Origin of the sequence: Serratia sp. FDAARGOS_506 (genome assembly GCF_003812745.1) — a bacterium.
GTDB lineage: Bacteria > Pseudomonadota > Gammaproteobacteria > Enterobacterales > Enterobacteriaceae > Serratia.
Genome location: NZ_CP033831.1, coordinates 3,607,648 through 3,619,812 on the forward strand (window position 1 = coordinate 3,607,648; position 12,165 = coordinate 3,619,812).

The window sequence follows — 12,165 nt, forward strand, 5'->3', positions numbered from 1 at the left end:
TGGCGGCGCTCGCAGGGCGGTAATAATGTGAATGCCTTCACTAAACGAGTATGTTAGTTTTTAGTGTCACTAAAAAATAGGGTGGGTCTGAATTAAAGGCCCGATTCAGCGTACATCAGCGCATAAAAAATAGACGGACAGGGTCAAAAAAGCGAATGATCCCACAGATTTCTCAGGCGCCCGGCCTCGTTCAACGGGTGCTCGACTTTTTGGAAGCACTGAAGCAAAACGGATTCAACGGCGACACCGCCACCAGCTACGCCGACCGGCTGACGATGGCCACCGACAACAGCATCTATCAGCTGTTGCCCGATGCGGTGGTGTTTCCCCGTTCCACCGCCGACGTGGCGCTGATCGCACGCCTGGCCGGGGAAGAGCGATTCAATACGCTGACCTTCAGCCCGCGCGGCGGCGGCACCGGCACCAACGGCCAGTCGCTCAATACCGGTATCGTGGTCGATATGTCGCGCCATATGAACCGCATTCTGGAGATCAACGTCGAACAAGGCTGGGTAAAAGTCGAAGCCGGGGTGATCAAGGATCAGCTCAATCAATACCTGCGGCCGTTCGGCTATTTCTTCTCGCCGGAACTGTCCACCAGTAACCGCGCCACGTTGGGCGGCATGATCAACACCGACGCCTCCGGCCAAGGCTCGCTGGTGTACGGCAAAACCTCGGACCACGTATTAGGCCTGCGGGCGGTGCTGCTGGGCGGCGAGATGATCGATACCCGTGCCATGCCGACGGCGCTGGCGGAAACGATTGCTCTGGAAGAGACCGCCGAAGGGTGCATCTACCGCACGGTGCTGAACCGCTGCCGCGAGCAGCGTGCGCTGATCCTGGAGAAATTCCCCAAGCTCAACCGTTTCCTCACCGGTTACGATCTGCGCCATGTGCTGAGCGACGATCTGCAAACCTTCGATCTGACGCGCATCCTGACCGGTGCCGAAGGCACGCTGGCGTTTATTACCGAGGCGCGGCTGGACATCACGCCGCTGCCGAAAGTGCGCCGTTTGGTTAACGTAAAATACGACTCCTTCGATTCGGCGCTGCGCAATGCGCCCTTTATGGTCGAAGCCAAGGCGCTGTCGGTGGAAACCATCGATTCCAAGGTGCTGAATCTGGCGCGTGAAGACATCGTGTGGCACTCGGTGAACGAACTGATCGCCGACGTGCCGGATAAAGAGATGCTCGGGCTGAACATCGTCGAGTTCGCCGGCGACGATCGGGCGTTGATCGACGGCCAGATGGAAACCCTGTGTCAACGGCTGGACGAACTGATCGCGCAGCGGCAGGGCGGCGTGATCGGTTACCAAATCTGCGGCGATCTGGCGGGCATCGAGCGCATTTACAATATGCGCAAGAAGGCGGTCGGGCTGCTGGGCAACGCCAAAGGGCGCGCCAAGCCGATTCCGTTCGCCGAGGACACCTGCGTGCCGCCGCAACATCTGGCGGATTATATCGTCGAATTCCGCCAACTGCTCGACGACCACAACCTGAGCTACGGTATGTTCGGCCACGTCGATGCCGGGGTGCTGCACGTGCGCCCGGCGCTCGACATGTGCGACCCGCAGCAGGAAGTGCTGATGAAGCAAATCTCCGATCAGGTGGTGGCGCTGACCGCCAAATACGGCGGTCTGCTGTGGGGCGAGCACGGCAAGGGGTTCCGCGCGGAATACAGCCCTGAATTCTTCGGGGAAACGCTGTATGAAGAGCTGCGCCGCATCAAGGCGGCATTCGATCCGGATAACCGCCTGAATCCGGGCAAGATCTGTTCGCCGCTGGCGGTGGATGCGCCGATGATGCAGGTGGATGCGGTCAAACGCGGCACCTTCGATCGCCAGATCCCGGTCGAGGTGCGCACCTCGTTCCGCGGCGCGCTGGAGTGTAACGGCAACGGCCTGTGCTTCAACTTCGACGTGCGCAGCCCGATGTGCCCGTCGATGAAGATCAGCGGCAACCGCATTCATTCACCAAAAGGGCGGGCGACGCTGGTGCGCGAATGGCTGCGTCTGTTGGCCGAGCAGGGTGTCGATCCGCTGGCGTTGGAGAAACAGCTGCCGCAGCAGCGGGTCAGCCTGCGCGGTTTGATCGAAAAAACCCGCAACAGCTGGCACGCCGGCAAGGGCGAGTACGATTTCTCGCACGAAGTAAAAGAGGCGATGTCCGGCTGCCTGGCCTGCAAGGCCTGCTCCACCCAATGCCCGATCAAGATTGACGTGCCGGGATTCCGTTCGCGCTTCCTGCAGCTCTACCACACCCGCTATCTGCGCCCGATGAGCGACTACATGGTCGCCGGCGTGGAGAGCTATACCCCGTTGATGGCCCGCGCGCCGAAGGTGTTCAACTTCTTCTTCCGCCAGCCGTGGCTGCGGGAGATGAGCCGCAACGCCATCGGTATGGTCGATCTACCGCTGTTGTCCAGCCCGACGCTGCGTCAGCAGCTGTCCGGCCACCGCGCGACCACACTGACGCTGGAGCAGTTGGAAGGGCTGAGCGCCGAGCAGCGCGCTGAACATGTGCTGATCGTCCAGGATCCGTTCACCAGCTATTACGACGCCAAAGTGGTGGCGGACTTTGTCCGGCTGGTGGAGAAACTCGGCTATAAACCGGCGCTGCTGCCGTTCTCGCCGAACGGCAAGGCGCAACATGTGAAAGGCTTCCTGACGCGTTTTGCCCGCACCGCGCGCAAAACCGCCGATTTCCTCAACCGCGTGGCGCAGCTCGGCATGCCGCTGGTGGGGGTCGATCCGGCGCTGGTGCTGTGCTACCGCGACGAATACCGCGAGATCCTCGGCGCCGAGCGCGGCGATTTCCAGGTGCAGCTGGTGCATGAATGGCTACAGCAGCGGATCGCGGATCGCGCCGAACAGCCGGCGACCGGCGAGCCGTGGTATCTGTTTGGCCACTGCACCGAAACTACCGCGCTGCCGGCCAGCGGCCAACAGTGGGCGGCGATCTTCGCCCGTTTCGGCGCCAAACTGGAGAACGTCAGCGTCGGCTGCTGCGGCATGGCGGGCACTTACGGTCATGAAGCCAAGAACCTGCAAAACTCACTCGGCATTTATGAGCTATCATGGCATCCGACGCTGCAGCGCCTGCCGCGGCAGCGTTGCCTGGCAACCGGCTATTCCTGCCGCAGCCAGGTGAAACGCATTGAGGGCAATGGCGTGCGCCACCCATTACAGGCACTTCTGGAGATGATTGAGTGAAATTGTGGAAACGTGAAACATCGCTGGAGCAGCTGAACCGCGCCGGCGACGGCTGCATGGTCAGCCATGTGGGCATCGAGTTTACCCAGCTGGGCGAAGATTTCCTCGAGGCCACCATGCCGGTCGATGGCCGCACCCGGCAACCGTTCGGGCTGTTGCACGGCGGAGCATCGGTGGTGTTGGCAGAGTCGATGGGATCGATGGCCGGCTACCTGTGCAGCGAAGGCGAGCAGAAAGTGGTGGGGCTGGAGATCAACGCCAACCACTTGCGCGCGGTGTTCGATGGCCAGGTGCGCGGGGTGTGTCGCGCACTGCACGTCGGCCGTCGCCATCAGGTGTGGCAAATCGAGATCTTCGACGGGCGCGATCGGCTGTGCTGCACCTCGCGTCTGACCACGGCGGTCATCGACTGATTCCCGCCGGTTTCCGCAGGCGATCGGCCTGCGGAGCCTTTCGCCTTACAGTTGAAACGGTACGCGTTTGACGAAGTCCTTCTGAAACGCGTTCGCCTTTTCCCAGGTGCCTTCCATAGCATATTTTTGGCAGATCAGCGTCAGCGTGTGGCGGGCGAAGTGGTAGCTTTGCACCCGAAACAGCTGGCAGCGCTGCGGGTTGTTGATCTCGACGATCAGGCGATTATGCAGCTTGCTGAGCGCGTGCAGGTAGCTGTCGTCGTCGCCGTTCTCCAGACACAGATTAGCCATGGTGAGGCTGACGCTGTTGTATCGTTTCAGGTGGTCGATATTGCATTCCGGGCGCCGCAGCGCCGCTTCGGCCATATAAAAGTCCACCGTGGCGTCGCGCACGCTGAATTTGTATTCATCAATCTTGCCCAGCAACCATGCGTTGATCGAAAGAGTCATTGGCTTCGCGCTCAAATTGCAATTGAATGATAATCATTATCATATAAATTGCCGCGTTGCCGATCAATCCCCGGCGTGGCGTTTTTTCATTGTCCAGAGGGAAAAGACCGTAGCCGACCCAACTTAGTCCTCAGCGACTAAACTTTAACCTGAGGGCCGCGTGCTTGCGCAGCGCCGCGAAATGCCGATAAACGCACATTTACGACAGACAGAATGCAGAAATAGGTATTTTCTATGAATGTTTAGATCGGCAACGCACCGCAGCGCTGTAACGCTGACGGGCCACCGGGGAGAGCGGTAGGGTGAGGCAGGATACAGAACAAATTCATAGGGATAGCATGCACACTCTGCCACCTGACGCCACAAGCCGCCACGTGTGTCCCGTTGGCTTGCCGCGCGCCGCAGCGAAAAACCGCGCTCGCGGCGGATACCCCCGCAAAACAAACGGTTGAAGTGATAATCGTTATCACTAACATATAAGTAACCCAGATTGGCTGTGGCCAAACACGAGTGTGAGGTAGACCCTATGCAAACGGAAAATGTCGGCACTTTTTCTCTGGATGAAAATGTCTGGCAAGGCATTTCGCTCAGCGACAGCGCCGTACGACAAATAACGAAACTGATGCAGCAGGATCCGCAGGTGAAAGGGCTGCAGCTAGGGGTGAAACAATCCGGCTGCGCCGGTTTTGCCTATGTACTGGATCTGACCCGCGAACCCGCCGATGACGATCTGCTGTTTGAGCGCGACGGCGCCAAACTCTATGTGCCGCTGAAGGCCATGCCGTTCATCGATGGCACCACGGTAGATTATGTCCGCGAAGGGCTGAATCAGATATTCAAATTCAACAACCCTAAAGCTCAGCATGCCTGCGGGTGCGGCGAGAGCTTTGGCGTTTGAGCGATGCAATCAACATGACACGAAGCAATGTAGAAATGCCTAATGAAGTGCAGGCTTGGGTCAGCGAAGGTCGCTACAAAGAAGGTTTCTTCACCCAGTTGGCAACCGATGAGTTGGCCAAAGGCATCAACGAAGAGGTGGTGCGCGCCATCTCGGCCAAGCGCAACGAACCCGAGTGGATGCTGGAATTCCGTCTCGAGGCTTACCGCGCCTGGCTGCAGATGGAAGAGCCGCACTGGCTGAAGGCCAATTACGATCGCCTGAACTACCAGGATTACAGTTACTATTCGGCGCCGTCCTGTGGCAGCTGCGATGATGCCTGCGGTTCGCAACCCGGCGCCGAGCAGCAACCGGGCGCGGCGACGGACAAAGATTACCTGACCAGCGAAGTGGAGCTGGCGTTCAATCAGCTCGGGGTGCCGGTGCGCGAGGGCAGCGAGGTGGCGGTGGACGCTATCTTCGACTCGGTTTCGGTCGCCACCACTTACCGTGAAAAACTGGCGGAGAGCGGGGTGATCTTCTGCTCGTTCGGCGAAGCGATCCAGGAATACCCGGAACTGGTGCGTCAGTACCTGGGGCGCGTCGTGCCCTCCAACGATAACTTCTTTGCCGCGCTGAACGCCGCGGTAGCCTCCGACGGCACTTTCGTCTATGTGCCGAAAGGCGTGCGCTGCCCGATGGAGCTGTCGACCTATTTCCGTATCAATGCCGCCAAAACCGGCCAGTTCGAGCGCACCATCCTGATCGCCGACGAAGGTAGCTATGTCAGCTACATCGAAGGCTGCTCCGCCCCGGTGCGCGACAGTTACCAGCTGCACGCGGCGGTGGTGGAAGTGATCCTGCACAAAGACGCCGAAGTGAAATACTCGACGGTGCAGAACTGGTTCTCCGGCGGCGAGAGCAAGGGCGGCATCCTCAACTTTGTCACCAAGCGCGCGCTGTGCGAAGGCGCCGGCTCGAAAATGTCCTGGACCCAGTCGGAAACCGGCTCGGCCATCACCTGGAAATACCCGAGCGTGATCCTGCAGGGCGACAATTCGATCGGCGAATTCTTCTCGGTGGCGCTGACCAGCGGCCATCAGCAGGCGGACACCGGCACCAAGATGATCCACATCGGCAAAAACACCAAGTCGACCATCATCGCCAAAGGCATCTCCGCCGGCCACAGCGAGAACACCTATCGCGGCCTGGTGAAAATCCTGCCGGGGGCGGAAAACGCCCGTAACTTTACTCAGTGCGACTCGATGCTGATCGGGCCGGACAGCGGCGCCCACACGTTCCCTTACGTTGAAGCGCGCAACAACAGCGCTCAGTTGGAGCACGAAGCCACCACCTCGAAGATCGGCGACGACCAGCTGTTCTACTGCCTGCAGCGCGGCATCAGCGAGGATGACGCCATTTCGATGATCGTCAACGGTTTCTGCAAGGACGTTTTCTCCGAGCTGCCGCTGGAGTTCGCCGTCGAGGCGCAGAAACTTCTGGCCATCAGCCTGGAACACAGCGTGGGTTAATCGCCGCATTTTTAGCGCCGCCGGCGCTATCTGAGGACACAGCATGTTAAGCATCAAGAATTTGAAAGTCAGTGTGGAAGGCAACGAGATCCTCAAGGGATTGGATCTGGAGATCAAACCGGGCGAAGTGCACGCCATCATGGGGCCGAACGGATCGGGCAAGAGCACGCTGTCCGCCACGCTGGCCGGGCGCGAAGAATACGAAGTGACAGAAGGGGAAGTCACCTTCAAGGGCAAGGATCTGCTGGAACTGGATCCGGAAGATCGCGCCGGCGAAGGCGTGTTCCTGGCCTTCCAGTACCCGGTGGAGATCCCCGGCGTCAGCAACCACTTCTTCCTGCAGACGTCGGTCAACGCGGTGCGCAAATACCGCGAACAGGAGCCGCTGGATCGCTTTGACTTCGCCGACTTCATCGAAGAGAAAATCGCGCTGCTGGATATGCCGGCCGATCTGCTGACCCGATCGGTCAACGTCGGTTTCTCCGGCGGCGAAAAAAAGCGCAACGACATTCTGCAGATGGCGGCGCTGGAGCCGGATCTGTGCATTCTCGATGAAACCGATTCGGGCCTGGACATCGACGCGCTGAAGATCGTCGCCAACGGCGTCAATTCGCTGCGGGACGGCAAGCGCGCCTTTATCATCGTGACCCACTACCAGCGCATTCTGGACTACATCAAACCGGATTACGTACACGTGCTGTCCCAGGGGCGTATCGTCAAATCCGGCGATTTCTCGCTGGTGAAACAGTTGGAGGAGCAGGGCTATGGCTGGCTTACCGACCAACAATAACTCAAACGCGCTGCAGCAGCTGTATCGCTTGTTCGAAGGCCGCGGCGGCGAGCGTTCGCCGCACGCCTTGGCGCACTGGCAGCAGGCGCTGCGCCTCGGTTGGCCGACGCGCAAGCATGAAAACTGGAAATACACGCCGCTGGAGAGCCTGCTGGAGCAGCAGTTCCTCGATCCGCAGCCCGCGCCGGTGAGCGCAGAGCAGCTTGCGGCGCTGGCGCTTGACATCGACGCCTGTCGGCTGGTGTTTATCGACGGCCGCTACAGCGCCGCGCTCAGCGATGGCGATCTGGGCGACTACCAGTTCGAGTTGACCGCCTACGGCACGCCGCAGGCGCTGCCGGAGCCGATCCAGCCGGAGATTTTCCTGCACCTGACCGAAAGCCTGGCGCAGGAAACCAGCCTGATTCGCTTGCCGGCCGGCAAAGCCCCGGCCCGCCCGCTGTACCTGCTGCACGTCAGCAGCGGACGCGGCGCCAGCGGGGAAGTGAACACCGTGCATCATCGTCATCATCTGGAGATCGGCCGCAGCGCCGAGGCGGAAGTGATTGAACACTATGTCAGCCTGGGCGAGGCCGCGCACTTCACCGGCGCGCGCCTGACCGCCAACGTGGCGGACAACGCCGGGTTGTTGCACTGCAAGCTGGCGTTTGAGAGCCAGCCGAGCTACCACTTTGCCCATAACGATCTGGTTATCGGCCGCGACGCGCGGGTGAAAAGCGACAGCTTCCTGCTGGGCGCCGGCCTGACGCGGCACAACACCAGCGCACAGCTGAACGGCGAAGGCGCAAACCTGGTGATCAACAGCCTGGTGCTGCCGGTGGGCAAAGAGATCTGCGATACCCGCACCTATCTGGAGCATAACAAGGGCTATTGCGAAAGCCGCCAGCTGCATAAAACCGTGGTCAGCGATCGCGGCAAGGCGGTGTTCAACGGCATGATCAAAGTGGCCAAGCACGCGATCAAAACCGATGGCCAGATGACCAACCATAACCTGCTGTTGGGTAAGGTGGCGGAGGTGGATACCAAGCCACAGCTGGAGATCTACGCCGACGACGTCAAATGCAGCCACGGCGCCACCGTGGGGCGTATCGATGAAGAGCAGCTGTTCTATCTGCAGTCGCGCGGCATCGACAAACACGCGGCGCAGCAGATGATCATCTTTGCCTTCGCCGCCGAGCTGACCGAAGGCATCGCCAACGACACCATCCGGGAACGGGTGCTGGCGCGCATCGCCCAGCGCCTGCCGGGGGAGGCTGCATGAGTTATCCGATTGAACGCGTGCGCAGCGATTTTCCACTGCTGGCGCGTGAGGTGAACGGCCAACCGCTGGCCTATCTCGACAGCGCCGCCAGCGCGCAGAAACCGCAGGCGGTGATCGACCGCGAGCTGGAATTCTACCGCCACGGTTATGCGGCGGTGCATCGCGGCATTCACACTCTGAGCGCCGAGGCGACTCAGCAGATGGAAGCGGTGCGGGAGCAGGCGGCGCGCTTTATCAACGCCGCCTCGGCGGAAGAGATGGTGTTCGTCAAGGGCACCACCGAAGGCATCAATCTGGTGGCCAACAGCTTTGGTCGCCACCTGCTGCAGCCGGGCGATGCGATTCTCATCACCGAGATGGAGCACCACGCCAACATCGTGCCGTGGCAGATGCTGGCGCAGGAGCGCGGGCTGCAGCTGCGGGTGTGGCCGCTACAGCCGGACGGTACGCTGGATCTGACGCGGCTACCGGAGCTGCTTGATGCGTCCTGTAAACTGCTGGCGCTGACCGAAGTGTCTAACGTGCTGGGCACCGTCAACCCGGTGCGCGACATCATCGCCCGCGCCAGAGCCCTGGCGCCGGATTTGACGGTGCTGGTGGACGGCGCGCAGGCGGTGATGCACCAACGCATTGATGTCCAGGCGCTGGACTGCGATTTTTACGTGTTTTCCGGCCACAAGCTGTACGGTCCTTCCGGCATAGGCATGCTGTACGGCCGTCAGGCGCTACTGCAGCAGATGCCGCCGTGGGAAGGGGGCGGCTCGATGATCCGTCAGGTCAGCCTGACGGCGGGTACCACTTTCGCCGATCCGCCGTGGCGCTTCGAGGCCGGCTCGCCGAACACCGCCGGCATCATGGGGCTGGGAGCGGCATTCGATTATGTCGAAGCCTTGGGGCTGAATGCGATCCACGATTATGAACAATCGCTGATGCGCTACGCGCTTGAGGCGCTCAGCCAAGTGCCGACGCTGAAAGTCTATGGCCCGGCTCATCGTGCCGGGGTGATCGCCTTCAACCTGGGGGAACACCATGCCTATGACGTCGGCAGCTTCCTCGATCAGTACGGCATCGCCATTCGCACCGGCCATCACTGCGCGATGCCGCTGATGGCGTTTTATCAGGTGCCGAGCATGTGCCGCGCTTCGCTGGCGTTATATAATACCCGTGAAGAGGTGGACCGGCTGGTGGCCGGGCTGCAACGCATTCATCAGCTATTAGGCTAAGCCGGGGTGCGCCCCGGCGGTACAAAAGGATCCCCATGGCGAATTTGCCGGACAAAGATAAATTGGTGCGTAATTTCTCCCGCTGTTTGAACTGGGAGGAGAAATACCTGTACGTGATTGAACTCGGCGCCAAATTGCCGCCGCTGGACGAGGCCGAACGACAGGCCGGCAACCTGATCTCCGGCTGTCAGAGTCAGGTGTGGATCGTAATGCGCCTTGATGAGCAGGGGCAGCTCGAGTTTCACGGCGACAGCGACGCGGCGATCGTCAAAGGGCTGCTGGCGGTGGTGTTTATTCTGTATCGTCAATTGACGCCGCAGCAGATCGTCGATCTCGACGTGCGGCCGTTTTTCGCCGAGCTGGCGCTCAGCCAACATCTGACGCCTTCGCGTTCACAGGGATTGGAGGCGATGATCCGCGCCATTCGCAGTAAAGCCGCACAGCTGATCTGAGCCTTAACGCCCCTCGTCTTTGAAGGCTCATTGATACATTCACTTTGTCAATGAGTCTTTACAATCCCCGTTTTCGCTTCAGGCAACATCCCCAATTCAGTGATATTTCAGCAGCTTATCCGTTGACGTTTCGTTGACAATCAGCGACGGCGATTACGTTATAACGTGTTGATTTTTAGAGAACTTATTGCCTTTGATGCCAGCGTTGCTAGTATTAATCAGGTATTGTCTGATTTACCCGCCGCCAGGCGCTCGTTAGCCTTGGGGACGAACCGTCATAAAAAATATAGGGATGATAATGAAACGTGCGTTGAGTTTAATGGGCATGGTCTTCGCCACCGTATTGGCCGGCACGCAGGCCGCCAGTGCGACCGAGTACCCGCTGCCGCCGCCGGACAGCCGTCTGATCGGTGAAAACACCACTTATACCGTGCCAAACGACGGCCGTCCGCTGGAGGCGATCGCCGCCGACTACAAGATTGGCCTACTGGGCATGCTGGAAGCTAACCCCGGCACCGACCCGTTCCTGCCCAAGCCGGGTACGGTGCTGACCATTCCGACCCAAATGCTGCTGCCTGACACCAAGCGTGAAGGGATCATCGTCAACCTGGCCGAGCTGCGCCTTTACTACTATCCGAAAGGCGAGAACAAAGTAATCGTCTATCCGATCGGTATCGGCCAGACCGGGATGCATACGCCGCTGGAGGTAACCTCCGTCAGCCAGAAGATCCCTAACCCGACCTGGACGCCAACCGCCAATATCCGCAAACGCTATCAGTCCCAGGGCGTGACGTTGCCGGCGGTGGTGCCGGCCGGCCCTGAGAACCCGATGGGGCTGTTCGCCCTGCGTCTGGCGATGGGGCGCGGTGAATACCTGATCCACGGCACTAACGCCAACTTCGGTATCGGCATGCGCGTTAGCTCCGGCTGTATTCGTCTGCGTCCGACGGACATCGAGGCGCTGTTCAATCAGGTGCCGCGCGGCACGCGGGTGCAGGTGATCAACGATCCGGTGAAGATTTCGGTCGAACCGGACGGCAAGCGCTATGTGGAAGTGCATCAGCCGCTGTCGCGGGTAGAAAGCGACGATCCGCAGACCATGCCGATTGCGTTGTCTAAAGCGGAAAAAGCCTTTGCTGCGGATGGGCAAACCGATCGTGCCGTGTTCGATAGCGCGGTTGTACGCCGTTCTGGCATGCCGGTGCTGGTCAACGTTGGGGAGAGTCCGTCTGAGGTGAGTTTAACGCCTGTAGCGGCTCCTGCGGCGAATAAGAGCCCATTCAAGGCAGCGCCAATCAGTTCTGTGAACTAAGTTTGCAGGATTGAGCAGTCGAAGAGGGGTTCAGCATGCTGAGCCTCTTTTTTTTGTCTGCCGAAGGGGAACCCCAGACCCGACAAGCAGGCAAAAAAAACGGCGCACAATGTGCGCCGTTTTCAATAACCAAAGCTATCTTACTTTTTGTAAGCGTGAGCTTGGTTGTCCAGACGCTGGTTAGCGCGTGCTGCGTCGTCTTTAGCCGCTTGAACGTCAGAACGCATTGCGTTCACGTCGTTGCTCAGCTGATCAACTTTAGCGTTCAGAGTCTGAACGTCAGAAGACAGTTGATCGATTTTAGCGTTGCTAGAGCAGCCAGCCAGCAGAGTGGAACCCAGGATTACCGCGCCCAGTACCAGTTTAGTACGATTCATTATAACACCCTCTAGATTGAGTTAATCTCCATGTAGCGTTACAAGTATTACACAAACTTTTTTCGAAAGAGAATAATTTTTTAGTGTTGAGGTGCTTTATTTTGATCGTTCGCTCAAACTTGCATCTGCTTTTACAAATTAGTTAAAAAAACGAGGGAAAACAGCCGGCTTCCATGGGACTACTCCGATTTGTTATTAGCTAAATAATGAGCGGATCACGGTTGCGTTTTGAGAAAAATAGTTTACTGCCGATAAAAAAAACGCCG

At 59.2% G+C, this 12,165-nt stretch carries 11 protein-coding genes; 9 read left to right on the top strand and 2 right to left on the bottom strand.

Annotated features, from left to right (window positions below):
- Positions 1–155: 155 nt before the first annotated feature.
- Positions 156–3,212, top strand: a complete 3,057-nt coding sequence (locus EGY12_RS17560) for an FAD-binding and (Fe-S)-binding domain-containing protein (protein ID WP_123894788.1) — start codon at positions 156–158, stop codon at positions 3,210–3,212.
- Positions 3,209–3,625, top strand: coding sequence for a 1,4-dihydroxy-2-naphthoyl-CoA hydrolase (gene menI / locus EGY12_RS17565; RefSeq protein ID WP_123894789.1), 417 nt, complete (start codon positions 3,209–3,211; stop codon positions 3,623–3,625). Before EGY12_RS17560 ends, menI begins: the two co-directional genes overlap by 4 nt.
- A 45-nt stretch (positions 3,626–3,670) precedes the next feature.
- Here the strand turns inward: menI and EGY12_RS17570 are convergent, their stop codons facing one another.
- Positions 3,671–4,075 carry a hypothetical protein gene (locus tag EGY12_RS17570; protein WP_047727659.1) on the bottom strand — a complete coding sequence of 135 codons (405 nt, stop codon included), beginning with the start codon at positions 4,073–4,075 and terminating at the stop codon, positions 3,671–3,673.
- 526 nt (positions 4,076–4,601) lie between these two features.
- Here EGY12_RS17570 and sufA point away from each other — a divergent pair.
- The 7 genes from sufA to EGY12_RS17605 all read left to right on the top strand — a co-directional run bounded on the left by sufA (position 4,602) and on the right by EGY12_RS17605 (position 11,522).
- Positions 4,602–4,973 carry a Fe-S cluster assembly scaffold SufA gene (sufA, locus tag EGY12_RS17575; RefSeq protein WP_004931368.1) on the top strand — a complete coding sequence of 124 codons (372 nt, stop codon included), beginning with the start codon at positions 4,602–4,604 and terminating at the stop codon, positions 4,971–4,973.
- A 14-nt stretch (positions 4,974–4,987) separates the two neighbouring features.
- Positions 4,988–6,484, top strand: coding sequence for a Fe-S cluster assembly protein SufB (gene sufB, locus EGY12_RS17580; protein ID WP_123894790.1), 1,497 nt, complete (start codon positions 4,988–4,990; stop codon positions 6,482–6,484).
- A 43-nt stretch (positions 6,485–6,527) separates the two neighbouring features.
- Entirely contained in the window at positions 6,528–7,274 is a 747-nt protein-coding gene (sufC, locus tag EGY12_RS17585; protein ID WP_004931365.1) for a Fe-S cluster assembly ATPase SufC, read from the top strand.
- Positions 7,249–8,535, top strand: coding sequence for a Fe-S cluster assembly protein SufD (gene sufD / locus EGY12_RS17590; protein WP_123894791.1), 1,287 nt, complete (start codon positions 7,249–7,251; stop codon positions 8,533–8,535). The genes sufC and sufD overlap by 26 nt, the downstream gene beginning before the upstream one ends.
- Positions 8,532–9,758 (top strand): cysteine desulfurase SufS, encoded by a 1,227-nt coding sequence (gene sufS, locus EGY12_RS17595; RefSeq protein ID WP_123894792.1) that lies wholly within the window; start codon positions 8,532–8,534, stop codon positions 9,756–9,758. The genes sufD and sufS overlap by 4 nt, the downstream gene beginning before the upstream one ends.
- A gap of 35 nt (positions 9,759–9,793) precedes the next feature.
- Positions 9,794–10,210, top strand: coding sequence for a cysteine desulfuration protein SufE (sufE, locus tag EGY12_RS17600; RefSeq protein ID WP_123894793.1), 417 nt, complete (start codon positions 9,794–9,796; stop codon positions 10,208–10,210).
- A gap of 298 nt (positions 10,211–10,508) precedes the next feature.
- Entirely contained in the window at positions 10,509–11,522 is a 1,014-nt protein-coding gene (locus EGY12_RS17605; RefSeq protein WP_049200270.1) for a L,D-transpeptidase family protein, read from the top strand.
- A 140-nt stretch (positions 11,523–11,662) separates the two neighbouring features.
- On the opposite strand, the gene EGY12_RS17610 is transcribed toward EGY12_RS17605, so the two are convergent.
- Entirely contained in the window at positions 11,663–11,899 is a 237-nt protein-coding gene (locus EGY12_RS17610) for a major outer membrane lipoprotein (protein WP_004931354.1), read from the bottom strand.
- Positions 11,900–12,165 lie beyond the last annotated feature (266 nt).

Bases quoted from the DNA above. Each gene is read 5' to 3' on its own strand.
- EGY12_RS17560 (WP_123894788.1), top strand. From the start codon at position 156: ATGATCCCACAGATTTCTCAGGCGCCCGGCCTCGTTCAACGGGTGCTC.
- EGY12_RS17570 (WP_047727659.1), bottom strand. From the start codon at position 4,075: ATGACTCTTTCGATCAACGCATGGTTGCTGGGCAAGATTGATGAATAC.
- sufA (WP_004931368.1), top strand. From the start codon at position 4,602: ATGCAAACGGAAAATGTCGGCACTTTTTCTCTGGATGAAAATGTCTGG.
- sufB (WP_123894790.1), top strand. From the start codon at position 4,988: ATGACACGAAGCAATGTAGAAATGCCTAATGAAGTGCAGGCTTGGGTC.
- sufC (WP_004931365.1), top strand. From the start codon at position 6,528: ATGTTAAGCATCAAGAATTTGAAAGTCAGTGTGGAAGGCAACGAGATC.
- sufD (WP_123894791.1), top strand. From the start codon at position 7,249: ATGGCTGGCTTACCGACCAACAATAACTCAAACGCGCTGCAGCAGCTG.
- sufS (WP_123894792.1), top strand. From the start codon at position 8,532: ATGAGTTATCCGATTGAACGCGTGCGCAGCGATTTTCCACTGCTGGCG.
- sufE (WP_123894793.1), top strand. From the start codon at position 9,794: ATGGCGAATTTGCCGGACAAAGATAAATTGGTGCGTAATTTCTCCCGC.
- EGY12_RS17605 (WP_049200270.1), top strand. From the start codon at position 10,509: ATGAAACGTGCGTTGAGTTTAATGGGCATGGTCTTCGCCACCGTATTG.
- EGY12_RS17610 (WP_004931354.1), bottom strand. From the start codon at position 11,899: ATGAATCGTACTAAACTGGTACTGGGCGCGGTAATCCTGGGTTCCACT.